Below are 24,428 nucleotides of genomic sequence, written 5' to 3' on the forward strand. Positions count from 1 at the left end.
GCGGTTGAATTACCGCCCGGAGGGCGGCGTTACGGTTGATGAGCGATCGCTAATTTCTCAATTTCTACTGGTGTCAACTCTTCAACATTGCTGAAAACCATTGCTGCACCTGCTTTCATCAAAGTAGCGGCGTAGGAGTCTCGGCGTTCTTGAGTCTGCTGAACGTGAGGGGGTAAAATTCCTACACCTACCCAAACCCTAGACGGCTGAAGTTTTCGCGCCTTTTCAACTGTGTACATATCAGCAACGGTATCACCGACATAAATCACTGGGGTAGCCTCATCTATTCCCTGCTGGTATTGAAGTTGCTTAATTGTTGCGAATAGTCCAGTTGGGTCTGGTTTTCCTGGTGCGTCTTCCATCGCTACAAGCACTGGTGAGGTTAAGCCGAGTTTACCTTGTAAGACATAAAGGGCTTCTGCTCGCATCGCGCCGCTGAAAAATCCCCAAGCGATCGCCCCTTGAGTTAGACTTTCCAGATAGGCTGGCTGTAGCAGCAAAGGTTCAGAGCAGATATAACCAGTCCAGTTTTCTAGTTCAGACCCTCGATAGCGACTTTGGAAAAAGGCAACTAAGGCATCCCGGTTTAAATCAAGTTGCGATCGCGCCTGACTTTTGGCCTCAAAGTAACGGTAAACTAACTCTTGGGAGGCATCCCAGTCGTTATTCCACACACCCTCAGACTTGAGGCTGTCGATATCCTCAGAGGTGGGACGATAGGCGGATGAGGTGAAATGCTCAACTGTATCTGCGATCGCGCGTCGGTACGATCCCCCCACATCCCGCACCACCCCGTCAATATCAAACACAACAATAACTTTTTTCTTTGGCATCAATCCTTAAGCTCTCATAAAATTTAAACTTTTCATCTACAATCTGCTAATATTGTGGTATAATTAACGATTGTATTAATTTTTTGACATGGCTAAGTCTACACCGGAAATTGGTTTGGTATCCAAGTTCATCTTAAAGGTTCTCTGGTTAGAAGAGAACGTTGCCCTCGCCGTTGACCAAGTTGTAGGCAAAGGCACCAGCCCTTTAACAGCCTACTTTTTCTGGCCCCGCAAAGATGCCTGGGAAGAGCTAAAAAACGAACTGGAAGCTAAACACTGGATTGCCGACAACGATCGCGTCGAAATTCTCAATAAAGCTACAGAAGTCATTAACTACTGGCAAGAAGAAGGCAGACGGCAACCAATGGCAAAAGCTCAGGAAAAATTTCCAGAAGTAACTTTTACCGGCAGCAACTAAGTAGTTAACTGTTAACTGTTAACTGTTAACCGTTAACTGTTAACTGTTAACTCTAAGGATTTTATGAGTAATAACGGCACGGTCGAAATCAATATTAACCCGCCAAGAAACTGTATTAACCAGCTCAAAAGCTGTAGGTTTTATGGGCAGTGAAAATACAGTTGACAACAGCGAAAACTTGCCGCTGATAACTAACCCCGATGTTCTACAACAGGCTATCCTTTACAAAGTTAATACTCGCATTACTGCTCGTGGCGAGGTGGTTTTCCCTTGCATACCGGGGATGCTGGAGCATTATCTTAACTGGATAGACCAATTGTTTCACGCTCTCGGTCGGCCACTGCCTCCAGAAAAACAAACAGAATTGCGCCAGCTTGTAGCAAGTAAATTAGCTACGGGGTTTAGCGTTTCCACTGCTTCAATGCTAATTCTCCAATACGAATCAGTTCAGCCTCCTCAAACTGGTTTAGCTTGTAAATTAGTAATTGCCAGCTCGACAATGGGAGACCAGTATAAGATATGGGTAGAGACAAGAGAACCGCCTCTTTTCGGCTCTTATCCAGATGCAAAATTGATGGCAATTGCTGCTAAATTAGGCGAACCTAGCAAAGTCAGGATTTTGGATGTAGGAGCAGGAACAGGACGTAATACATTACCCTTGGCAAGACTGGGCCACCCTGTGGATGCGATCGAGTTAACTGCGGGTTTTGTCGAACAGTTGCGAGTTGCCGTTGAGGCAGAAAAGTTGCCTGTGAATGTGACTTTGGGGGATGTACTCGATCCGTTGGTGCGGATGCGTCCGGCTAATTACCAAATTGCGATCGCGGCTGAACTGATTTCCCATTTTCGAGAGTCCGATCAAGTCCGGCTATTATTAGCTAAAATGTGCGATTTCCTTTGCTCTGGCGGCTTCTTACTATTTAGCATCTTTTTAACCGCCGATGGCTACGAACCGGATTCCCTGGTTCGAGAAGTGGCGCAAATGTCATGGTCTACCCTATTTACCCCCAAAGAATTAGCAGCAGCAATGGAAGGATTGCCGCTAGTACAAATCTCCAATGAGTTAGTGTTTGAGTACGAACAGCACAACTTGCCACCAGGGGCGTGGCCTCCTACGCCTTGGTTTTCTAGTTGGGCAACTGGCAGAGATGTATTCCCAATGGCAAATGCCCGTCCCCCAATGGAATTACGCTGGATTTTGTGTCGGCGGCTTTAATAAATTTATGAGAGATTGTTTCAGTTTGCTGAGGAGGAAAGAGAAAGGGGATAAATATATCTTGCGAATGTAATTTAGTACAGCTTTTGATGAATTCGTAACGATCGTTATGACTGAAATTGTGAAAACTTCCTACACTAACGAACAGATTTCGGTTTGGCTGCGCGGCTTATTAACCATTGCCTGGGCCGATGGTAATTTTGATGAAGGCGAGCAAGATTTGATTGCTTCCTTAACTCAAGCTGAATTTGCAGAGGAGGCATCAGTTGATGCGATTTTTGAACCCATATCGCCACAGGAATTAGTGGCTGTTTTAGGGCAAGACAGGGTGACTGCTGAGAATTTTTTGAGGACAGCAGTAATGGTGGCTCTAGCAGACGGTATATATTCTTTCTGCGAAGATGAATTGCTGCATGAGCTTTGCGACGCTTTTGGGGTGAAGGTGGATGCGATCGCGGCTTTGCGACACACTATAGAAGATACGAATAATGCTGCTGCATCAGAGGAAGAGCGGGCATTTAAGGCGGCGCGCGATCGCAGTCCCCACAGAGATGTCTTGCAACCTGTTAGAGTATGGCTAGATGGGTGGGAAATCCACGATCCCAGTCTGGCTCATTTTGTCTGCAAAATGATTCCCCCTCAGTGTCCTTTTGAGCGAGATATCACTCTATTCGGCCACAAGCTAGTTCACATTCCCCCAATGTGCAAGCTGAATCCCCTCTACGATCAATTAGTAGGTTTGCGCTTCCGAGCTCTCTCCTATTTGGCAGATGACTGTAAAGAGGATATTTCGGAATATTGCTAGGTAATGGCTAATAGCTAATGGCTAATGGCTAATGGCTAATGGCTAATGGCTAATTGGTAATTGCTAATTGTAATTTAAAACATAGGTTGGGTTAAGGGCAGCCAAACCCAACTATCTTAATTAAATTTGTTAACCGTCAACCATTAACAGTTAAACCTTTAAACCATTAACGGTTAACAAAACTTTTAAGATGAGTTTCGCGAAGCGCTCAACCCGCCCTAATTTTACTACCAAAGGATTATCTAAAATCATCCGTAACGCCGCCATCTTGGCGGTAAATTCAGCGCTAATATAGCAGACTTACTGTACCTAAATTCTATACTAATTAGCTCTTAGCCATTAGCCATTACCAATTAGCCATTACCAATTAGCCATTAGCCATTAGCCATTAGCCATTAGCTATTAGCAATTACCCATTACCCATTACCCATTACAAAATTATGCAATTCATAGATCAGGCAGAAATTCAAGTCGTAGCTGGCAAAGGCGGCGACGGTATGGTAGCATTTCGTCGGGAGAAATACGTCCCAGCCGGCGGGCCTTCCGGCGGCAATGGTGGCAAAGGCGGTTCTGTAAATATGGTAGCAGTAGAACGCCTACAAACATTACTAGATTTTAGATACGCCCGCATTTTTAAAGGAGAAGATGGCAAACGCGGCGGGCCAAAAAATATGACAGGAGCTCAGGGAAGCGAACGCACTATTGAGGTTCCTTGTGGCACAGTTGTATATGATGCTGAAACTAACGAACTTCTCGGAGATTTAATTAAACCTGGTCAAACTCTTTGTGTTGCTCAAGGAGGTAAAGGTGGATTGGGAAATAAATGTTTTTTGACCAATTCTAACCGCGCTCCCGATTATGCTATGCCGGGAAAAGATGGTGAAGTACGGATGTTGCGGCTAGAGTTAAAACTATTAGCTGAAGTGGGAATTATTGGTTTACCAAATGCTGGTAAATCTACGCTAATTTCTGCTTTGTCTGCGGCGAGACCCAAAATAGCAGATTACCCATTTACAACTTTAGTACCGAATTTAGGAGTCGTGAGAAAGCCTACCGGTGACGGCACAGTTTTTGCTGATATTCCAGGGTTAATTGAGGGAGCACACGCGGGTGCTGGTCTTGGTCATGACTTTTTACGCCATATTGAACGTACTCGTTTATTGCTGCATTTGATTGATATTACTGATGAAGATCCCATTGCAAATTATCTAACTATTCAGGAAGAGTTAAAAGCTTACGGGCGAGGTTTGGCGGATCGACAACTAATTTTAGCTGTCAATAAAGTGGATGCGATTGATACTGAAAGTGAGGAAATTCATAGTCTAATTAGTAGACTAAGTGAACTAAGTGGATCTCCTGTTTTATTGATTTCTGCTGTTAGCCGTGTTGGTTTAGAAGAGTTAATGCAAGAAGTATGGGGTAAACTTGATGAAATGAATGAGAAGGAACGCGAAGAACGCCAGTCTGCGGAGTTAGCAATTCCCCTAAAATAGATTAAGACTTACGTAAAAGAAACTTACTTTTGTCATGTAGTGAAGTAATCTCAAAACCTTGTTACTACGTTCGCAAAAGGAACTTATTTCTGTCATTGCGAACGTAGTGAAGCAATCGCCCAAGCCTTGTTAGATCGTTCGCAAAACAACTTATTTTTGTCATTGCGAACGTAGTGAAGCAATCGCCCAAACCTTGTTAGATCGTTCGCAAAAACAACTTATTTTTGTCATTGCGAACGTAGTGAAGCAATCGCCCAAACCTTGTTAGATCGTTCGCAAAAACAACTTATTTTTGTCATTGCGAACGTAGTGAAGTAATCCCCAAACCTTGCTACACCGTTATAATACCTAAGTCCTGTAGATTAAAAGGATTAAGCGTGTCACGGATAAAGTCTCAAGTAAAAATGCCTTTACTAGATGCCTTACGAGATTGTACAAATAAGTCCAATGCACCATTTTATGCACCTGGACATAAGCGGGGGGTTGGCATATCAAAACCCCTTTCTGACTTGTTAGGAATAGCTGTATTTCAAGCAGATTTGCCAGAGTTACCAGAGTTAGATAATCTATTTGCCCCAGAAGGTGTAATTTTAGAAGCACAACAGTTAGCTGCTGAGGCATTTGGTGCAGAATTTACTTGGTTTTTAACTAACGGTTCAACTTGCGGGATCGTAGCTGCAATTTTGGCTACTTGCAGTCAGGGAGACAAGATTATTTTACCTCGAAATATCCATCAATCGGCTATTTCAGGTTTAATTCTTTCTGGTGCAATTCCAATTTTTGTTAATCCTGAATATGATGCTGATTGGGATATAGCTAACTGTATTACACCGAAAAACTTAGCAATTTCCTTAGAACAACATCCCGATGCTAAAGCGGTGATGGTAGTTTATCCAACTTATCACGGCGTATGTGGAAATTTAGAGGAGATCGCGCAACTTACACATCAATATCATATTCCTTTATTAGTAGATGAAGCGCATGGCGCACATTTCAATTTTCATCCAGATTTACCAAGAACTGCCTTGAGTTGTGGTGCGGATTTAACGGTACAATCTACTCATAAAGTTCTGGGTGCGATGACTCAGGCTTCTATGTTGCACGTTCAGGGAAATTATATTAATATATCTAGAATAAATAGAGCCTTACAATTGGTTCAATCTACCAGTCCTAGTTATCTACTTTTAGCATCTTTAGATGCAGCTCGTCAGCAAATGGCACTGCATGGAGAAGAGTTAATGATGCGAACTTTAATGTTAGCTGAGACAGCGCGATCGCGCCTTAGTGAAATTCCAGGCTTATCAGTTTTAGGAGTTTTAAATACTCCTGGTTTTGTGGCCTTAGATTCAACTAGGTTAACTGTTAAAGTATCTGATTTAGGATTGAGTGGCTTTGCCGTTGATGAAATTCTTAATGAAGAATTAGGTGTGACTGCTGAATTACCCATGTTAAAGCATTTGACATTTATTATTAGTCTGGGAAATACAGAGTCAGATATCGACAGTTTAATTGAAGCTTTTATGGCTATTTCCCACCGAAATTTAACAATAAATAATACCCAAAAAAGGCGAAATCACCCAGAAAAATCCCCCTCTCCCCATCTCCCCCTCTCCCCATCTCCCCCTCTCCCCATCTCCCCCTCTCCCCATCTCCTCTCCCCGCGCGACGCTTTCTTTGCAACGGCGGAGGTGGTATTAGTAGATAGGGCTTGCGATCGCATCAGTGCTGAGATCATTTGTCCCTATCCCCCTGGAATCCCAATTTTGATTCCCGGTGAAATCATTACCCAGGAAGCGGTAGAATATCTACAAGAAGTCTTGATTTTGGGTGGATGTATAACAGGATGCAGCGATCCAACCCTCAAAACGTTTAAGGTAGTAAAAGATTAATTATTAATATTTCTACACTGTCAAAGTGATAGAATTATTCACAAAAATCTATAGCACCCCTAGCATTACTCTTGATTTTCTTAAAAACAGTGTTTTTATGAGTTAGATAGTTCTTCTATATTCTTCCTAGCCCCTAACCCCTTTTTCTATATTCATCCCTAACCCCTAATCCCTTATTTCCCTAACCCCTAGCCCCTAACCCCTAGCCCCTTCTTATTATGCTTTGGCCCTATGTTACCCCCGGTATTTCTGATGATTTATTTGAGCGTTTACCCGGTATTCCGATGAGTAAGCGAGAAAGTAGATTGCTGTTAATTTCCCATTTACGTCTGCAAGCAGACTCGGTGGTGTGGGATATCGGCGCGGGTACTGGAACGATCGCAGTTGAAACAGGTTTATTATGCCCTAAAGGCCAAATTATTGCCATAGAACGCGATGAGGAAGTCGCGAGTTTGATTCGGAGAAATTGCGATCGCTTTGAACTCAAAAATGTAGAAGTAATTGAAGGTAGTGCCCCAGAATGCCTTAAAGATTTGCCCTCTCGTCCTCACCGAGTTTGTATTGAGGGAGGTAGACCACTTAAAGTCATTCTCCAAGAAGTTTGGCGGTATTTGCAACCCCAAGGTCGAGTTGTTGCGACTGCGGGAAATTTGGAGAGTTTGTATGCTCTTTCTGAGGGGTTTGCAGAGTTACAAGTTCGCAATATTGAGGTGGTGCAGTCGGCCGTTAACCGTTTAGAAACGCGGGGAATTCATCAAACTTTTGCGGCTGTAGATCCCATTTTTATTCTAAGTGGGGAAAAGTTGGATTAGATTGGCGATAGTATAATGGCTTATTTTAGTATTAAAGCTATTGTTTGTTGCTTCTTGTTTAGTTAACCTATTATTTTGTTGAAAACCGCTGTAAACTGGAAACAAACCAAATCATAAAAGCTAGAACTGATGTCCTCCCCACGAAGTCAGCCAAATGAAATTGAGTTGATTGTTCAAGCTTCTCACCCGCAATTATTAGCCGGTCTAGATGCTTGGCTGCATCTGGGTTTACTCTCAGAAACTCAGGTCAAACAACTATGCTACAAATACCTAGTATGTCGCCTACCAGAACCAGCCGCCGAGCGTTTTAGAATTCCTACAGCAACAACAACGCCTCTTTTACCTGCTAACGCTACTCGTGAAACACAGGTAAAATCTCCTGCTACTCCCAATTTTATTACATCAGTTTTGCAGTCACTCATGGCAGAACTAAGTGTAGTTTGGCTGCTATTTTTAGGAGTATTTTTAGTAGTAATATCCTCTGGAGTTCTCGCCGCGTCTCAGTGGGAGCGTTTTCCTGCGGCTGGACAATATGGAGTTTTACTAGGTTATACTTTGACATTTTGGGGCATTAGCACCTGGGTTAGTAAACAAAATAATTTGCAATTGACAGCTCAAACTTTGCAACTGGTGACATTATTGCTAGTACCGATAAATTTTTGGGCAATGGATACCTTTGGACTATGGCAATATCCCTTAAATTGGGTAGTAGCATTAGTTGCAGCCTTAATTCTGACATTTATTACTTGGAAACTCGTTAAACAGCAATCGGAAAGACAACAAGAAACCACTAAGTTAACTGCTATTAATCATTTAGCTTTGAGTTATTTACATTCAGGCTGGATATTACCGGGAGGAGCATTAATTGCTGTTTATTTGGGGACAATTAGCACTGCCATTATTACATTCTATCAAACTCGTCAGCCGAAATCGACTCTAAGAGAGGGAGAGGATGTAAGCCAAACATTAGCTTTAAGAACCGATTTTCTTCCTTCTAAAAAAGCAGCTTTAGTAGTCTATGCTTTGGCAATCTTGCTAGGAAGAGCCATATTTGTTAAAGGTATAGAAATCAATCAATTGGGTTTAGCGTTGGGTATTTGTGGGGCGCTTTTAGCATGGCTAGACCAACAGCAACAAAGCGATATATCTACTCAGCCAACTCCTGCAAAAGTATTCAACTGGGAAGCAGTGGGAGGCGCTTTATTAGCTATCGGTTGGTGGGTTTCTATATGGGATATTCCAGGTCAAGCGATCGCAGTTAGCGGCCTGGCTTTATGGTTTTTTAGTAGTCGCTTAGTTCGATTCTGGCGACGGATTGATTTGTTGATTTTATTTGGGATTGGACTTCAGGCAATTTTGCTATTTTGGCGGCTAATTCCCTTTGAATTTAAAACACAAACTATCGCTATTTTAACTCAACTCATGAATTCTCAGGAAAATCCTTGGACATTGCTGAGCCTAGCGCTATTTCCTTACCTAATTTTAACAGTTAGTTTAACACAATGGTTGTATCGTCAGCGCCAGTATCAACTTGCTGGCTTTGGAGAAGGAATTGCAGTTTTTTTCGGGATAATTTTAACGATTATCAGTTCAATCAATCCTCTCCTACTAACTCTGAATTTACTATGCTCTACCTTAGTTTTAGGATGGGTTACATGGCAATATGCGATCGCAGAAAATCCTAGTCAGGTTTCATTATCTACACCTAATCTCACACCCTTAAATCCTAACATTGAAATCCCCGTTTACCTAACTCACATTATCGGCTTGTCAACAATATTTTCTGGGATACACCTATTTTTTCCCACTCTCAATCAAGCCCTATGGTCAATAATCATGCTTTCAATAATGCTAGTAGAATGGGGATTATTTGTCAAAGCAAATGCCAACGTAGAAACAGTGAGTAATTCTAGGCTAAATCTACTACCTTCCGCCGTCAAAAGTTGTTGGCACTTAGGATTAGCTTTAGCAGGATTGAGCTTTATTTTATTAACCGATTATTATGCAACGTCATACAAAAGTTCCCTAAATTATCTGGATTGGTCTTTGTCGTGGCTAGTAACACCTATAGCTTTAACTACTGTTGGCAAATACACAGATTCACGTCAAAGAAGGACAGCAATCCTATTAAGTACAATTGCTTTGCTAGCTGTTCAAGTTCTAACGCTAAGTTCACCAGGAAATCGATTAATTAGTTTAAGCTTAGCAACGGGGTTGATGTTAATCAATACTTACTATTTACCCCTATCTTCTTTAGCAGTAACTACCATAGGATTTGGACTAACTTTCTGCGGTAGTTTACTTTTAGAAGGAGTGCTAGGATTTCCCCGACAATCAGCATCAGCTTGGTTAATAGTAGGCGCAATCGCGCTTACCAGTTTGTGGCTAATTCGCGATTTTTTAATTCGTACTACCAGCCTTAGAGAGAGGGAAAATAACCAAGTACCACTCAAGCAAATTTACGCAAAAGCCGCAGATAATTGGGCGATACTAATCTGTTGCTTATTATTAGTAAGTTTAACAATTCACTCCTTTGGTTTGTACGAAAAACTCACTTATGTTACTTTTAGTCCATCAATTCAAGCCATTATTACAGTCCTTCTAACCATAGCAGCTATTGCTTACCGTAGCTATCAACAACCTTCACCTTGGGCAATTTACGGGTTAGCTTGGGCCTTAGAATTACTAACAGCAGAAATATTAGGCTTTACAGACAGTCAAACTGTTTATTTGGCAATTGCAAATATCGCCTTGGGTTTAGTTACTCAACTGTTAGGAGATTGGTGGAGAAATAGAGATCCAAATCGCGACATTTTCCCTAGTATTCATATTATACCATTGCTTTATGGTACATTAGGACTAATGTTGCGATCGCACACTTTCACCAGTTGGACTGGCTTAACTTCTTTAGGCATATCCTTAATCGCCATCGGCATTGGTAGACGGAAACCAGAATTCAAACCCCTTGTTTATTTAGGAATAATTGGCATTTCCCTTTCTGCCTGCGAATTACTAATTTATCAACTCAGCCAATTATCAGGCGGCGCTATTGGCGATGGATTAATTGCCTTAGCAACTCTGGGTACTACGATTGTCTATGCCTATCGTCTACTTTATCCTTGGTTGATTAACTATTTGCATCTCACCCCTCAAGAAATCAAAAATATTGCTCACATACACTGGATTTGCAGTAGCTTACTCCTAGTTATAGCCTCAGCCAATCCCATTCAATCAGCAATGTTTTTAGGATTAGGGACTGGTGCTTTCCTAGTTCAATATGCAATTTTTCAAGGTCGCAATCATCCTTATCCTCAATGGGGAGAAACTTGGGTTTACATCGGTTGGATTGAAGCATTTGCTATTAGACTTTACTGGCTGAATACACCCGTAGTACGCTTAATTACCGGGCCGCTATTTTTGTGGAAAACTGCCATCGCATCAGTAATTGCCTATTGTATCTACATCCTACCTTGGGAAAATTGGGGTTGGTCAAAAAAACCTTGGAAAATAGTAGCATTTCTCCTGCCAATAATTGCCATTGCAGAAAGTCGAGGTGAATTTCATCTTCTTAGTTTACTAATAACAGCCGCCTTCTATATCTTCCTAGCTTGGGATAACAACCAAATCCGCTTTACTTACATTAGTTCCCTACTTATTGACTGGGTACTTTGGCGCTGGTTCGATGGCATAGGATTAACTCAGCCAGAGTTATATGTAACACCTTTAGGATTCACTTTATTATACATTGCTCAAGTAGATCCTGAACTTAAATTACCTCCGCAAAAAGATACTCGCCATCTATTACGCATGGTAGGATCTGGATTAATTTGCGGCGTAGCTTTACTAACTCAGCACGGTAATGGTTTAGTACCTGGAATGTTTAGTTTAGCCGCACTTTTAGCTGGCTTAGGCTTACGAATTCGGGCTTTTTTATTCATCGGTAGTGTGGTATTTTTAATCAATGCTTTCTATCAGTTAGTAATTTTGATTTTCGACTATCCCTTTATTAAATGGGTAATTGGTTTAGCTTTTGGTATTATTTTTATTTGGATAGCAGCCACTTTTGAAACACGGAGAGATCGCATTTCTGCTTTAGTCCAAAATTGGATTAACCAGTTACAAGCTTGGGAATAGTTTGTACAAAAACTCACATCAGAGTATGATGACAGTGAATATCAAGGAAAATTAAATGACTAGACAAACTCCAGCTCTCACCCTACCCGTTTTAGAAGAATTAAACTCAGAATTACCCAATATCTGCGGTTTTGAAGCAGAAATCAGTGCCACAGTTCAAGAAAATCAGCCAGTATTTTTACCTAGCACAAATTTACAATTCAAAGACATTGTGGCGGGATTTGCCTGTGCCTTACATATGCACCAACCCACCGTACCTGCGGGAATTAATGGTTCCCCAATCAGCAATCTCCAGTATATGTTTGAACATCCCGGCCAAGGAGACAACCACAATGCAGAGGTATTTTCCTATTGCTATGGCCGCATGGGAGAATTTATTCCTAAACTGATTGCTGAAGGTTGTAATCCTCGGATTATGCTCGATTATTCAGGTAATTTGTTGTGGGGATTGCACCAAATGGGGCGTGAAGATATACTCAACAATCTTAAACGAATTACCTGCGATCCTCAATATCAACCTTATGTAGAATGGTTAGGGACAATGTGGAGTCACGCCGTCGTTCCCTCTACCCCAATTCCCGATATTAAACTACAAATAGTCGCATGGCAACATCACTTTGCTGCTATTTTTGGTTACGATGCTTTGAAGCGCGTCAAAGGTTTTTCTCCTCCAGAAATGCACTTGCCAAATCATCCAGATACCCTCTATGAATATGTCAAAGCCCTGAAAGAATGCGGCTATCGTTGGCTAATGGTGCAGGAACATTCAATCGAAAATTTAGACGGTTCGCCACTACAACAGGATCAAAAATATATCCCCAATCGTTTAGTCGCCCGTAATTCCTCTGGCGAAACAGCCAGCATTACTGTCTTGATTAAAACCCAAGGTTCTGATACCAAATTAGTAGGTCAAATGCAGCCTTATTATGAGGCAAAAGGGCGGAACAAACAACAAATTGATAACATCACTATTCCCTCTTTAGTTACTCAAATTGCTGACGGGGAAAATGGCGGCGTAATGATGAATGAATTTCCTAGTGCCTTCTTCAAAGCTTGCCATGAAGTCCGCGAACAAGGCGGCGGAAAATCAGGTGTTGTCGCCCTTAATGGCACTGAATATTTAGAGATAATTGAAGCAGCAGGTGTAAATCCTGAGAATTATCCCCCTTGTCAAGCAGTTAATCAACACAAAATATGGCAGCGAGTTTCCTCAGAAAATTCTACGTCAGAAGCAGTAGAAAAGGCAATAGAAGATTTGAAACAAACAGACCACAATTTTCACATGGATGGCGCTTCTTGGACAAATGATTTGAGTTGGGTTAAAGGATATGAAAATGTTTTAGGCCCCATGACTCAACTCAGCGCTGCATTTCACAAAAAGTATGACCCTTTATTACAGCAAGATTCCTCAGTAACTAAGCAACCTGAATATCAGCAAGCTTTGATGTATAACTTATTGCTTCAAACAAGCTGTTTTCGGTACTGGGGACAAGGAATGTGGACTGATTATGCTCGCACTCTCTCTCAGCGCGGTGAGGCTTTAGTGAAACTTTAATCGGTTACGCAAAACTATCCGTAACGCCGCCATCCTGGCGGTAAGAATACCGCCAGGATGGCGGCGTTACGTAATCGTGCGTAAACAACAAAGATTTACCTTTAACTCTCGTACATCCGCGCTTCTGCCGCCTCTGGATTTTCCTCACAATATAGATCGAAAGCCGTCTTTTCAACCTTTATTGCCCGCTGATGAGAAGCCTCAGCTTGCAGTTCCTCAACAATCTCCCAAGCAACAGCACAGTCTTTAGAAGTAGCGCCTTTTTCTGTACAGATAGCCCTGGCATCCAAGATAGCTTTCTCGATTTGTTGTTCGAGTAAAACACTTTTTGGTTTACTCACGAAATCACTTTTATTCAGAATATCAGTGATTGAAATTATCCCCACCAGCGTATCCTTAATCACAGGAGCGCGGCGAATGCGAGTATTGGCAAACAGGCGAGCCACATATTCCACACCCAACTCAGGATTCACCACAATACAAGGCTTAGTCATAATCTCATAGACACGCACATTTGCCGGGTCTTTTCCAAAAGCAGCCACCTTGTAAACAATATCTGTCTCAGTCACAATCCCATAAGCATCCTGCTCGTGGCGGCGTTCAACAATCAAGGCACGCAAACACAAATCGTTCATCATCGTCACCGCTTCAGCTACGGTTGCCGAACCACGAATGGTAACTACTTCTGTAGTCATAATATCTTCCGCTTTCATCATCATTAGCTTTTCCTCTAATCTTATTTACTTAATTTTATTCTCTTCTTCCCTTCTTCCCTAGCAAGAGAGCCCCTCGTCCCTAATCCCTAATCCCTAGCTATACTACCATCCGGCCACGTAGCGCCGCTCAAATTTGCATCCTGCAAATCTGCACCCTCAATAGTAGCTCCCCGAAGACTGGCATTTCGTAAATCAGCCCCCCTTAACACCGCCTGTGAAAGCTCCGCCTTCCATAAATAAGCGCCTTCCAGGTTCGCATCGCTCAAGTCAGCCTCTTGTAAAATAGCTAAATTAAAATTAGCTGCACTCAAATCTGCTCGCCTCAGAATAGCGCCAGATAAGTCAGCTCTCTTTAGAATTGCATAACTCAAATTAGCTTCATTAAGATTAGCCTCCTTCAAGTTAGCTCCATTCAGAGCCGCATCCTGTAAATTCACCCGCTGCAATTCGGCACCACTGAAGTTAGTTGCTGTGAGGTTACAGGCACAAAAATTTGCATCTTGAAGTTTTGCCTCACTGAAATTAACTCCGTTTAAATCCATCCCGTGAAAGTCAACGTCCACCAAATGAGCTTTACTAAAGTTGATACCAGTGAGAATTGCTCCATCCAGTACAGCTCGGCTCAATCTAGCTCTGGTCATATTTGCCCAACGCAGATTAGCTCCTGTAAGATTGGCAGAGCGCAGGTTAATTCCGCTCAGATTCGCACCCGACAGATTCACCCCCGAAAGGTTAGCTGAGCGCAGGTTCACACCCGCTAACATTGCTCCACTCAATTTCGCTCGCACGAGATCCGACTTTACCAAAAAAGCTCCTCTGAGATCCGCTTTTGTCATGTCGGCATCGGTGAGATATCCCTTTCCCAGCTTCACAAAACTCAGATTGCTGCTGTAGAGGAAAGCACCTGAGAGGTTTGTCTCGTATAGGTAGGCGCGACTTAAATTTGCTCCTGCCAAAGACGCTCCTGCTAAGTTTGCCCCCTCCAAATGCGCTTTTGTCAAGTGTGCGCCAATCAGATTTACTTCGGCAAAATCTCTTTGTCCTGATGCGTAGCGATCGAGCAGTTCTTTAACTTCCATCTGCGCTCTCTCCTAAACTTGTAGCCAGTGCAGGCGCGGGTTGTCCTACTTCTGGCATACCACATAAGTTGTACAGAAATATGCTGGTAGCTATAAATGCAAACAAGAAAGACTCCCGATCGTATTTTTAAAGGACTCTTAAAAGAACTTTTAATCAAAGGTTGTGCCGTTGGGCATAATTGCCCTTCTCATATCTACATCCCGCAAATTAGCGCGATCGATGTTAGCGTCAATCAAAACTGCTTCTACCAGAATCGCTCCGCTTAAATTTGACCAATTCAATTTGGCTCGGTACAAATTAGCTCCAGTTAAATTAGCCCCGCGCAAAGTTGACCAACTTACATTTGCTACTCTCAGGTTTGCCTGACTCAGGTTGGCATTGCTTAAATTAGACCCAATCATGATTACTTGGCGCAAATCGGCCCCGCTGAGGTTTGCTCCATTGAGGGAGGCTCCACTGAGAATTGCCTGAGTGAGGTTAGCTCTTTCTAGCACTGACTCGTTTAGAAGAGCGTTTGTGAGGTTGACCGCTTTGAGAATTGACCAACTCAGGACTGCTTTCATTAAGTTGGTGCGGATCATGCTTGCTTCCGTCAGGTTGGCCGCAAACAAATTCGCTCCCGTCAGGTTGGCTTCTGTCAGGTTGGCTCCGCTTAAATTTGCTTTGCTGAGGTTGACATCTCTCGCCATTGAACCTCGTAAATTAGCTCCGGTGAGAATTGCTCCGCTTAGGTTAGCGTTTGTAAGGTCGGTGCCGATTAAGTTAGAGTCGGTGAGGTTGGCTTCGGTCAAATCTGCTCCGATTAGTTTGACCTCTCGCAGGTTCGCTCCTATGAGTAATGCTCCGCTCAAGTTGGCTTTTTGCAGGTTCGCTCGACTAAAGTTGGCATCGCTCAAGTCTACTCCTTTGAGGTTGCAGCCCATCAGGTTGATTTCGCGAAAATTTCTTTCTCCGGCCGCATATTGCCTCAGAATTTCATCGGCCTCCATGTCATTTGCCTCGCAATGTTTTCAGTTTGATCGGACTTAAGCTAAGATTTGCTCGTAACCCCGCCCTCTGGGCGGTTAAGCAAATAGCCGTACTGTAAGCGTAAGTCTTATTGGAGAGTGGTGGGTATTGTAAATCATAGAGATTATCCCAGATAAGCATAGCTTCAGGCTGGAAGTTGTAGCTTTTATGGTTGTTTGCCATGCCTAAAGACTATCTGCTCTGGGGCGATCTAAACTGTCATGGATTCTGAGACAATTAATAGTAGATTAGGAATTACACATCACTAACGTAACGCCGCCAGTGAACAGACAAAGGAAATAGATCATGTCGGAAAATTTGAGAAGTCACGTTGTTACTCAAGGAACTCAGCGATCGCCTAACCGGGCGATGTTAAGAGCTGTCGGTTTTGGTGATGGGGATTTTACTAAGCCGATTGTGGGTATTGCTAATGGGTACAGCACGATCACTCCTTGCAATATGGGTTTGAACGATTTGGCCCTGAAGGCTGAATTTGGGGTGAAACAAGCCGGTGCTATGCCCCAGATGTTCGGTACGATTACGATCAGCGATGGGATTTCGATGGGGACTGAGGGGATGAAATATTCTCTGGTTTCTAGGGAGGTGATTGCTGATTCGATTGAGACGGTTTGTAATGGCCAGAGTATGGATGGAGTGCTGGCGATTGGTGGCTGCGATAAGAATATGCCGGGGGCGATGATTGCGATCGCTCGGATAAATATACCTGCTATTTTTGTCTACGGTGGCACGATTAAACCGGGGCATCATAATGGCTCTGATTTGACTGTTGTTAGCGCTTTTGAAGCTGTTGGTCAATTCAGTGCTGGTAAAATTGACAATGCCGAACTTTTGGAAGTTGAACGCAAAGCTTGTCCTGGTGCGGGTTCCTGCGGCGGGATGTATACTGCCAATACGATGTCTTCGGCTTTTGAAGCGATGGGGATGAGTTTGCCCTTTTCTTCGACGATGGCTGCTGAGGATGCAGAAAAGGCTGAAAGCGCCCAAAAGTCGGCGGCGGTGTTGGTGGATGCAATTCGATCGCAGTTACTTCCCCGCCAGATTTTGACTCGCAAGGCGTTTGAAAATGCGATCGCGGTGATTATGGCGGTAGGCGGTTCGACAAATGCAGTGCTACACCTTTTAGCGATCGCCCATGCCGCTGGCGTAGAATTAGCCATAGACGACTTTGAAACTATCAGAGCTAAAGTACCCGTACTCTGCGACCTTAAACCTAGTGGCCGCTATGTCGCCACAGATTTGCACAAAGCTGGCGGCATTCCGCAGGTGATGAAAATGCTGCTCGATCGCGGTCTGTTACACGGTGATGCTATCACAATTACAGGTCAAACTATTGCCGAAGTTTTAGCAGATATTCCCTCGGAACCTCGCTCTAACCAAGATGTAATTCGCCCTTGGAATAAGCCCATGTACGCTCAAGGACACTTGGCAATTTTGAGGGGAAATCTGGCAACGGAAGGTGCGGTTGCTAAGATTACTGGTGTTAAGAAAGCAGTAATTACTGGCCCAGCACGGGTATTTGAATCTGAGGAAAACTGTTTAGATGCAATTCTAGCAGGAAAAATTAAAGCTGGAGATATAATTGTCATCCGCTATGAAGGGCCAAAAGGTGGGCCAGGAATGCGGGAAATGTTAGCTCCAACTTCGGCTATTATTGGTGCTGGTTTGGGCGATTCTGTGGGGTTAATTACTGATGGAAGGTTTTCTGGCGGGACTTACGGGATGGTTGTAGGTCATGTCGCACCGGAAGCCCAAGTTGGAGGTGCGATCGCACTTGTGGAAGAGGGAGATTCGATTACAATTGATGCTCCTGGTCGTTTGTTACAAATTAATATTTCGGATGCAGAATTAGAGCGGCGACGTGCTAATTGGGTGGCTCCTAAACCCCGTTATACTGTTGGCGTATTGGCTAAATATGCGAAGTTAGTTTCTTCTAGTAGTGTTGGTGCTGTTACGGATTTAGGTTTGGGTTAACTAACTGTTAATGGTTAACTGTTAACTGTTAACTGTTAACCGTTAACTGTTAACGGTTGGGTGTAACGAAGTGAACTAAACATCAGGATTGTAGCAATACTTTTTAAGATTAGTTGTTAGTTGTTAGTTGTGTAATTATAGCAACCGCCAAGGCGTTTAAGACACTCTGAATTGCTGAAGCAATTCTCTTTCCTTCTTCCCTAGCCCCTAGTCCCTTCTTCCCTAGCCCCTAGCAATACACTCTTTCACTACGCAATAAATATTTCGTAGAAACTCAATCTGGGATAATAATAAACCATGCTTAATCTTACCTACTAATTTACCCCAGTTAAAAAGCTCTTCCACGCGATCGCATTGCCGAAATTTCCCCTCGTAAAAATCCACCCAAAAAGCTGGCGCTTGCTGCTGAGTCTTCCGCCAACGCTTCCGCCACCGAGCACAGTCTTCCTGTGTCGGCGGTTCCACCCCCAAAATCGGCGGTATATCCCCGTAACTCACAAACCGGCTAATCCCAACCCCCACAACGTGAATCACATATCGCCAGCATCGAACCTCGCGAATCCTTTCTAGCTTGACTTTCAGCAGTTGTGCGATCGCTTCTTTAGTAACAAATCGAGCAAGTGGATGCAAAAACTTGGCTTTTACCTGTTCTGTTGATATCATTGTATGTGCATCTCCTTTTTTTGTAGGTGCATCCCATTTCGATGGGACTTTATCTGATTAGGGATCGCCCGTAAGTTTGCAAGGCTAGGGGCGATCGCTTTTATATGAAAAATTATAGGTGAAATTTCACCCTATGTCAAGAGGCGAATTAGTAAAGTTACGCATCAAAGAGTTTGCAGCTAGAGAAGGCTGGACGCTCAAAGAAGTAGCCGATCGCTCAGGTGTATGCTACAACACAGTCAAAAGCTATGCTCGCTCACAGGGTATGGAAATGGCAGACCTAACAGCCTTGCGGAAACTAGCCCGGACATTTGACGTAATCATAGAGGACTTGTTTGAAGTAGTCGAAGAGTAAGCGCGATCGCTATTAATCTGTATAGCGATCGAATTTAGATAATTTTGCTATATAATGTAAACTCATTTTCAAAAAGTAGTTTGACATTTTACGAGGGAGCCTCAAAAATATGGATCTGGAAGCCCTGAGAGAACGTGCGGGGCTGACCCGTGCAGAAATTGCAGCCAGACTCGGCATCAGCGAAACCAGCGTTCGCAACTGGGAAACGGGGCGCACAGAACCCACCATGACCCCCAACAAATACCTAGAAGCCTTACGGCTGTTTCAATGTACCCCAGAAGAGATGGCAACAGCAAGCCAAAAATCAATGAATCAACGGCACAAGCGCAAACCGGGAAGACCCAAGCGGTTAATCGACAACGGGATTGCAGAGATTGCCGACTCAAAAGTGGGTGGGTAAAAAAGCCAGGACTTACGCAGACCTAATGTAATTATGTCATTGCGAGCCCAGCGTTGGCGTAGCCTGCCCGTTAGGGCTTAGCAATCCCAAACCCTAATTTTTCCTACATCGTGCGTAAGTCCTAACAGCAAACAAAGGGGCGATCGCGATCGCCCCAGAAGTAAAATTCCAGATCGGAAAGAATTTATGAGGTGTTATAGATATAGCTGGTTGTCCTAGTATTTGCTATCGATTTACCAGTCTCAGTTACAATCTTTAACGTTAAGACTTGATTGAAGTGCAGGAGTGAAGCTGGCTTGGATAACGCTAGTCTAAAGAGAAAACCTCCAAAAGCCTCAGAGCTTGCCGCCGACGACATTCCAGAGGCAGTGCGCGACACCCCCGACGCACAACATCAACCCCATCAGCAAGAAAAAAAATGGCTAATCTGGAGATTAGCTGGATTAGGCGCGATCGCATTAGCCGCCAGCCTATGGCTACAAATGCGATACAACCTAATACCAGGAATTTCTCCATCCGCCCAAAGCGAACAAAACACAGCCGCATTAGCAAACTCACCCTCAACAGCCCCAACCAGCCCAGCATTACCCTCGGCTCAAACTTCACCTGCTGCATCAGAAACCCCTGTTGCCTCCACTACCCCAGACAACCTGCTGGGACACTTACCCTACGAAGAAGCACCCGCCGCCGAACTCCAACCAATCACCCCCGACGGCAGCCTCAAACTACGAAAAGCAGCAGCAGCCAAATATCAAGAAATGGCAAACGCCGCCGCCGCAGAAGGAATCTACTTTGCCCCTATTTCCGGTTTTCGTTCCGTAGATGACCAACAGCACGTATTTTTTGACATCAAAGCAGAACGAGGACAAGCACCCAGCAAACGAGCAGAAGTTAGCGCCCCTCCAGGCTACAGCGAACACCACACCGGCTATGCGATCGACATCGGCGACGGTAGCGCCCCCGAAACCAACCTCAGCCAAAATTTTGAAAATACAATCGCCTTCAAATGGCTGCAAGCCAACGCCGCATATTTCAGCTTCGAGATGTCCTTCCCTAAGAACAATTTCCAAGGCGTAAGCTACGAACCCTGGCACTGGCGCTATGTAGGCGATCGCAACAGCTTAGAAACCTTCTACAAAGCCCATTCTCTTAAGGGGAGGTAGGGAGCGGGGGAGCGGGGGAGATGGGGGAGGTTCCTTACTCTTATCGCCTCAAAACTGGGTTAGTGTAGCCTACCCGCAGGATTTAGGGTTTGCGAGTGCAACGAAGCAAACTGAAACAATCTCAAAACTTCCATTGCGCCATATCCTATAATTGCTCAGTAACCCAGATATTCCTCCTTGTGATTGCAATCTATCCTGGCAGCTTCGACCCTATCACCTTCGGTCATCTCGACATCATCGAAAGAGGCTGCAAACTCTTCGAGGAAGTGATAGTAGCCGTTCTACGAAATCCTAATAAAAGTCCCCTATTTACCGTCGAAGAAAGAATAGACCAGATTCGCAACTCCACCCAACACCTACCCAACGTAGAAATAGCTAGCTTCGAGGGTTTAACAGTAAACTACGCCAGAATGCGGCAAGCCAAGGTATTGCTGCGAGGACTGCGCGTATTAACAGACTTTGAAATGGAACTCCAAATGGCCCATACTAATAAAACCCTCTTGGGCGAAATAGAGACAGTATTTCTAGCGACTTCCAACGAGTACAGCTTTTTAAGTAGTAGTGTAGTCAAAGAGATAGCCAGATTTGGCGGCTCCGTCGATCATCTTGTACCGAAGCACGTCGCTGTAGATATTTATAAATGTTACAAAAACTTACCATAAAAATGAGCTATTTTTAATACATTAGGTTTGTTGCAAAAATTGACCGTTGGCTGTTAACTGTTGTGAACAGCCCTTAACCCTCGTCAACAGGCAGTACATAGGATATTTGCAAATGTTACGCCAGCAGGACTCAACCCGCATCGAACCAGATACTAACGGACACAGCACCGAGACTGAATCGCCTCCAACTGTAGCTTCCTACGGGGAAGCCACGCGAGCAGCAGGGGTAGATATTCAGCGGGAACTCAACCGCCTTGAAGAGATCGTTCTCGACAGTCCCCGCATTCCTCTGACTCGACGCACCCTCATTGATGAAGAACAATTACTCGACCAACTCGATCTAGTGCGGCTGAATTTGCCGATCGCCTTTCAAGAAGCCGAACTGGTGATCCGCCACAAAGACGAACTGATCCAAGAAGCCGAACTCTACGCTCAAGAAATTATCGAAGCAGCCGAACAGCGGGCCTCTGAGCTTTTGAACGAAATGGGTCTGATTCAGCAGGCGAAAGTAGAAGCAGATCAATTACGGCAACAAGTCCAGTTGGATTGCGAGGCAATCCAGCAAGCTACGATCGCAGAAATTGAACAGATTCGCTATCAGGCTCAACAAGAATTAGACGAAATCAGAGCCAGAGCGATCGCTGAATGTGAAGAAATTCAAAACGGAGCCGACGACTACGCTGACCACGCACTTGATAATATCGAGCAGCAGCTAACTGAAATGTTGCGGGTAATCCGCAATGGTCGGCAGCAGTTAGACAGCAATATCCCACCTCAAAAACATTAAACTAATTGGTTAGTTGTTAGTGGTTAGTTGTTAGTTGTTATAGCAACCGCTTTCGTTGGTTAAGAAGTTCTAAGTTTCACCAAACTCGCTGATTCTATTCCCTTCTTCCTCCTCTTTCCCTTCTTTCCCTAGCCCCTAGCCCCTAGCCCCTAGCCCCTAGCCCCTAATAGATGAACAATTATGCTATTAGAGTTAAGACAATTGAGGATTCAACCAGGTCAGCAATTACTGGTTGAGAGTGTGAGCTGGCAACAATTTGAAAATATTTTGGCTGAATTGGGAGAACGACGTGCTTCTCGACTTTCCTATAGTAAGGGACGGTTAGAAATTATGGTTCCTCTGGCCGAACATGAAAAAGCCAAAGAAATTATTGGGGACATGGTGAAAATTTTGTTGGAAGCACAACAAATAGCATTTGAGTCGTTGGGTTCGACAACGTTAAAAAATGAACGTATGAGTCAGGCTGTGGAACCAGATGCCTGTTTTTACATTCAAAATCAAGCAGCAGTTATCGGTAAAAACCGCCTCGATCTGAGTATCGATCCTCCCCCAGATTTAGCAATAGAAATTGACCTCACATCTCGCACGCAGTTGGATAATTATCAAGTTCTAGGAGTACCCGAACTTTGGCGATACGGACGACGAGGGTTACAAATCAATGTCTTACAAGCCGAACAATATATTGAGTCGGAGGTGAGTCCCACTTTCCCCAATATCCCAATTGTCGAACTGGTGAATCAGTACGCTCAGCAGAGTCAAGTTGCTGGCAGAACCCACGCTATTCAAGCTTTAAAAAATTGGGTACAGAAAAATCTCTAGTCCCATAAGGTAGCAATTAGCAATTAGCAATTAGCAATTAGCAATTAGCAATTAGCAATTAGCAATTAGCAATTAGCCATTGTGCAACTTACACAGGTGTCCTAGCTTTCTAGAAAAACCAGCTTGTAAATGACACATTTAGAAAGCAATCGCGGTCAATAAGGTTTTTACCAAATGATTTCAGATAAATTTCGCCACCAGTTGCGCTCCGAAGCCAAACTGTGGCAGGAAGAAGGACTTATTAACGCTCCACTATACGAACAATTGTCCGATCGCTATCAATTCGATAGCCTAGAAACAGCATCCCGCAATCGTTTTCTCGCTATTTTAATTGGCTTGGGTGGCATTCTCTTAGGCTTAGGTGCAATTACCTTTGTAGCAGCCAATTGGCAAGAGTGGCCTCGCGAGTTCAGAGTTTTCTTACTGCTGAGCGTATTCGTGGGAGTTAATGCGGGTGGCTTTTATGTATGGCGAACTCCCCTATCTAACAGCCGACAACAGATAGGATGGCAAAAACGTCTCGGTCAAGGATTATTGCTTTTGGGAGCTTTAAGCTTAGGTGCAAATATGGCACTGATGGCGCAAATGTTCCACATTGGCGGCTCTCCTTACGGTCTTTACCTCGTTTGGGGGTTAGGCGTATTAGCAATGGCTTATAGCCTGCGTTTGACTTCATTGGGAGTTCTGGCCATTCTGCTAATGGGATTGGGTTATTGGCTGGGGATATTTCAATGGTGGTCGTCGAAAGAGGAGTTTTCTTGGCTTGATATATTGGTGCAACATTTCCCTCTAGTAGCTGGTTTAATGTTTGTACCATTAGCTTACTGGTGTCGTTCCCGTGCGATTTTCACCCTAGCTGCGATCGCGATAGTTTTTTCTCTAGAAGTTTCTATTTTCCAGGGATTGAAAGGAGGTTGGGGTTTCGCGATCGCTTGCGTTCTTCCTCCGGCTCTACTGTGGGGTTACGATGACTTAATTTGGCCTCCAGCACACAGTAGACTATTTCAATCTATTGCCCGTACTCTAGCACTCCTATTTCTTGCAGGTCTATTTTATATCACTTCTTTTTATGGGCTGTGGAATAGCTTTCCTAGCTCGATACAGGATAAAACTGTAATAGACTGGATTCGGTTGCTGGATGTAGGGTTTTTCGCCGGATTGACTGTGTTTGAATGGCTGCGCTTAGGTCGTCAAGAGAGAAAACGTCCCCAACGTCAGGGAGTCGATCTGACAACGAATGCGATCGCTGCATTCCTAGCTATTACAGCCTTAACTCATCTTTGGAATCTGACTTTTACTCCTATTCCCATCCTAGCTACATTCATTTTTAATGTGCTATTATTCCTTTTAGCTGTGGGTCTAATTAGGGAAGGTTTAGCACTAGGAAATAGAGCTACTTTTTGGGGTGGGATAGTGTTAATTGCCTTGCAGATTATTACTCGCTTGTTTGAATATAACACCGAACTATTACTTAAGTCTTTTGTGTTTGCTTTGTGCGGAATTGGTATAATTGCTGCTGGATTTTGGTATGAGAGACACTTTGCAAGACTGAAAAAGCAAGAAGAAATGAGAATGTAATCTTGAACAAGATAAAAATTTACGTAACGCCGCCCTCTGGGCGGTAAGTA

The 24,428-nt window shown here is 43.8% G+C and carries 21 protein-coding genes; 16 read left to right on the forward strand and 5 right to left on the reverse strand.

The annotated features are described in order from the left end of the window. Positions 1–29: 29 nt before the first annotated feature. On the reverse strand, positions 30–833 hold the full coding sequence (locus PY364_RS28210; protein WP_275571020.1) for a TIGR01548 family HAD-type hydrolase: 804 nt from the start codon (positions 831–833) through the stop codon (positions 30–32). Positions 834–921: 88 nt separating this feature from the next. Between PY364_RS28210 and PY364_RS28215 the strand changes: the two genes are divergently transcribed. The 8 genes from PY364_RS28215 to PY364_RS28250 all read left to right on the forward strand — a co-directional run bounded on the left by PY364_RS28215 (position 922) and on the right by PY364_RS28250 (position 13,155). After that, the gene (locus PY364_RS28215; RefSeq protein ID WP_275571021.1) at positions 922–1,251 is read left to right on the forward strand and encodes a 30S ribosomal protein PSRP-3; all 330 of its coding nucleotides are present in this window, start codon (positions 922–924) and stop codon (positions 1,249–1,251) included. A gap of 142 nt (positions 1,252–1,393) precedes the next feature. Beyond that, positions 1,394–2,467, forward strand: a complete 1,074-nt coding sequence (locus PY364_RS28220; RefSeq protein WP_275571022.1) for a class I SAM-dependent methyltransferase — start codon at positions 1,394–1,396, stop codon at positions 2,465–2,467. 109 nt (positions 2,468–2,576) lie between these two features. After that, entirely contained in the window at positions 2,577–3,272 is a 696-nt protein-coding gene (locus tag PY364_RS28225; RefSeq protein WP_275571023.1) for a Mo-dependent nitrogenase C-terminal domain-containing protein, read from the forward strand. A 440-nt stretch (positions 3,273–3,712) separates the two neighbouring features. Next, the gene (gene obgE, locus PY364_RS28230; RefSeq protein ID WP_275571024.1) at positions 3,713–4,765 is read left to right on the forward strand and encodes a GTPase ObgE; all 1,053 of its coding nucleotides are present in this window, start codon (positions 3,713–3,715) and stop codon (positions 4,763–4,765) included. A gap of 404 nt (positions 4,766–5,169) precedes the next feature. Further along, positions 5,170–6,654, forward strand: coding sequence for an aminotransferase class I/II-fold pyridoxal phosphate-dependent enzyme (locus PY364_RS28235; protein WP_275571039.1), 1,485 nt, complete (start codon positions 5,170–5,172; stop codon positions 6,652–6,654). A gap of 218 nt (positions 6,655–6,872) precedes the next feature. Beyond that, positions 6,873–7,466: a precorrin-6Y C5,15-methyltransferase subunit CbiT gene (gene cbiT / locus PY364_RS28240; protein ID WP_007354174.1), complete on the forward strand. Its 594-nt coding sequence runs from the start codon at positions 6,873–6,875 to the stop codon at positions 7,464–7,466. A gap of 129 nt (positions 7,467–7,595) precedes the next feature. Then, on the forward strand, positions 7,596–11,600 hold the full coding sequence (locus PY364_RS28245; protein ID WP_275571025.1) for a hypothetical protein: 4,005 nt from the start codon (positions 7,596–7,598) through the stop codon (positions 11,598–11,600). Positions 11,601–11,655: 55 nt separating this feature from the next. Further along, positions 11,656–13,155: a glycosyl hydrolase family 57 gene (locus PY364_RS28250; RefSeq protein WP_275571026.1), complete on the forward strand. Its 1,500-nt coding sequence runs from the start codon at positions 11,656–11,658 to the stop codon at positions 13,153–13,155. Positions 13,156–13,256: 101 nt separating this feature from the next. Here the strand turns inward: PY364_RS28250 and PY364_RS28255 are convergent, their stop codons facing one another. From PY364_RS28255 to PY364_RS28265, 3 genes are all read right to left on the reverse strand, one after another. Next, positions 13,257–13,874, reverse strand: coding sequence for a CP12 domain-containing protein (locus PY364_RS28255; protein ID WP_275571027.1), 618 nt, complete (start codon positions 13,872–13,874; stop codon positions 13,257–13,259). Between the two features lie 83 nt (positions 13,875–13,957). Next, the gene (locus PY364_RS28260) at positions 13,958–14,950 is read right to left on the reverse strand and encodes a pentapeptide repeat-containing protein (protein WP_275571028.1); all 993 of its coding nucleotides are present in this window, start codon (positions 14,948–14,950) and stop codon (positions 13,958–13,960) included. Between the two features lie 150 nt (positions 14,951–15,100). Further along, positions 15,101–15,940: a pentapeptide repeat-containing protein gene (locus PY364_RS28265; RefSeq protein WP_275571029.1), complete on the reverse strand. Its 840-nt coding sequence runs from the start codon at positions 15,938–15,940 to the stop codon at positions 15,101–15,103. A 325-nt stretch (positions 15,941–16,265) separates the two neighbouring features. Between PY364_RS28265 and ilvD the strand changes: the two genes are divergently transcribed. Next, complete coding sequence (gene ilvD / locus PY364_RS28270) at positions 16,266–17,951, forward strand: dihydroxy-acid dehydratase (protein ID WP_275571030.1); 1,686 nt, start codon at positions 16,266–16,268, stop codon at positions 17,949–17,951. Positions 17,952–18,173: 222 nt separating this feature from the next. On the opposite strand, the gene PY364_RS28275 is transcribed toward ilvD, so the two are convergent. After that, a complete protein-coding gene (locus PY364_RS28275; RefSeq protein WP_275571031.1) occupies positions 18,174–18,614 on the reverse strand; it encodes a hypothetical protein in 441 nt (146 codons plus the stop codon). Positions 18,615–18,747: 133 nt separating this feature from the next. On the opposite strand from PY364_RS28275, the gene PY364_RS28280 reads away from it, so the two are divergent. The 7 genes from PY364_RS28280 to PY364_RS28310 all read left to right on the forward strand — a co-directional run bounded on the left by PY364_RS28280 (position 18,748) and on the right by PY364_RS28310 (position 24,378). Beyond that, a complete protein-coding gene (locus tag PY364_RS28280) occupies positions 18,748–18,969 on the forward strand; it encodes a helix-turn-helix transcriptional regulator (protein WP_275571032.1) in 222 nt (73 codons plus the stop codon). A 109-nt stretch (positions 18,970–19,078) separates the two neighbouring features. Then, the gene (locus PY364_RS28285) at positions 19,079–19,369 is read left to right on the forward strand and encodes a helix-turn-helix transcriptional regulator (protein WP_275571033.1); all 291 of its coding nucleotides are present in this window, start codon (positions 19,079–19,081) and stop codon (positions 19,367–19,369) included. A 296-nt stretch (positions 19,370–19,665) separates the two neighbouring features. Further along, positions 19,666–20,532, forward strand: coding sequence for a D-alanyl-D-alanine carboxypeptidase family protein (locus PY364_RS28290; protein ID WP_275571034.1), 867 nt, complete (start codon positions 19,666–19,668; stop codon positions 20,530–20,532). 179 nt (positions 20,533–20,711) lie between these two features. Then, the gene (coaD, locus tag PY364_RS28295; protein ID WP_275571035.1) at positions 20,712–21,194 is read left to right on the forward strand and encodes a pantetheine-phosphate adenylyltransferase; all 483 of its coding nucleotides are present in this window, start codon (positions 20,712–20,714) and stop codon (positions 21,192–21,194) included. Between the two features lie 112 nt (positions 21,195–21,306). Next, entirely contained in the window at positions 21,307–21,981 is a 675-nt protein-coding gene (locus PY364_RS28300) for a DivIVA domain-containing protein (protein WP_275571036.1), read from the forward strand. 180 nt (positions 21,982–22,161) lie between these two features. Continuing rightward, a complete protein-coding gene (locus tag PY364_RS28305) occupies positions 22,162–22,800 on the forward strand; it encodes a Uma2 family endonuclease (protein WP_275571037.1) in 639 nt (212 codons plus the stop codon). Between the two features lie 174 nt (positions 22,801–22,974). Beyond that, positions 22,975–24,378, forward strand: coding sequence for a DUF2157 domain-containing protein (locus tag PY364_RS28310; protein WP_275571038.1), 1,404 nt, complete (start codon positions 22,975–22,977; stop codon positions 24,376–24,378). Positions 24,379–24,428: the final 50 nt, after the last annotated feature.

Source organism: Kamptonema sp. UHCC 0994 (assembly GCF_029167235.1).
Classification (GTDB): Bacteria; Cyanobacteriota; Cyanobacteriia; order Cyanobacteriales; family Microcoleaceae; genus Kamptonema.

Coding starts and splice junctions, on each gene's coding strand:
- PY364_RS28215 (WP_275571021.1), top strand. CDS start 922: ATGGCTAAGTCTACACCGGAAATTGGTTTGGTATCCAAGTTCATCTTA.
- PY364_RS28275 (WP_275571031.1), bottom strand. CDS start 18,614: ATGATATCAACAGAACAGGTAAAAGCCAAGTTTTTGCATCCACTTGCT.
- PY364_RS28285 (WP_275571033.1), top strand. CDS start 19,079: ATGGATCTGGAAGCCCTGAGAGAACGTGCGGGGCTGACCCGTGCAGAA.
- cbiT (WP_007354174.1), top strand. CDS start 6,873: ATGCTTTGGCCCTATGTTACCCCCGGTATTTCTGATGATTTATTTGAG.
- PY364_RS28250 (WP_275571026.1), top strand. CDS start 11,656: ATGACTAGACAAACTCCAGCTCTCACCCTACCCGTTTTAGAAGAATTA.
- PY364_RS28220 (WP_275571022.1), top strand. CDS start 1,394: ATGGGCAGTGAAAATACAGTTGACAACAGCGAAAACTTGCCGCTGATA.
- PY364_RS28235 (WP_275571039.1), top strand. CDS start 5,170: ATGCCTTTACTAGATGCCTTACGAGATTGTACAAATAAGTCCAATGCA.
- PY364_RS28225 (WP_275571023.1), top strand. CDS start 2,577: ATGACTGAAATTGTGAAAACTTCCTACACTAACGAACAGATTTCGGTT.
- PY364_RS28300 (WP_275571036.1), top strand. CDS start 21,307: ATGTTACGCCAGCAGGACTCAACCCGCATCGAACCAGATACTAACGGA.
- PY364_RS28260 (WP_275571028.1), bottom strand. CDS start 14,950: ATGGAAGTTAAAGAACTGCTCGATCGCTACGCATCAGGACAAAGAGAT.
- PY364_RS28265 (WP_275571029.1), bottom strand. CDS start 15,940: ATGGAGGCCGATGAAATTCTGAGGCAATATGCGGCCGGAGAAAGAAAT.
- PY364_RS28255 (WP_275571027.1), bottom strand. CDS start 13,874: ATGATGATGAAAGCGGAAGATATTATGACTACAGAAGTAGTTACCATT.
- PY364_RS28310 (WP_275571038.1), top strand. CDS start 22,975: ATGATTTCAGATAAATTTCGCCACCAGTTGCGCTCCGAAGCCAAACTG.
- PY364_RS28245 (WP_275571025.1), top strand. CDS start 7,596: ATGTCCTCCCCACGAAGTCAGCCAAATGAAATTGAGTTGATTGTTCAA.
- PY364_RS28305 (WP_275571037.1), top strand. CDS start 22,162: ATGCTATTAGAGTTAAGACAATTGAGGATTCAACCAGGTCAGCAATTA.
- PY364_RS28280 (WP_275571032.1), top strand. CDS start 18,748: ATGTCAAGAGGCGAATTAGTAAAGTTACGCATCAAAGAGTTTGCAGCT.
- PY364_RS28210 (WP_275571020.1), bottom strand. CDS start 833: ATGCCAAAGAAAAAAGTTATTGTTGTGTTTGATATTGACGGGGTGGTG.
- ilvD (WP_275571030.1), top strand. CDS start 16,266: ATGTCGGAAAATTTGAGAAGTCACGTTGTTACTCAAGGAACTCAGCGA.
- obgE (WP_275571024.1), top strand. CDS start 3,713: ATGCAATTCATAGATCAGGCAGAAATTCAAGTCGTAGCTGGCAAAGGC.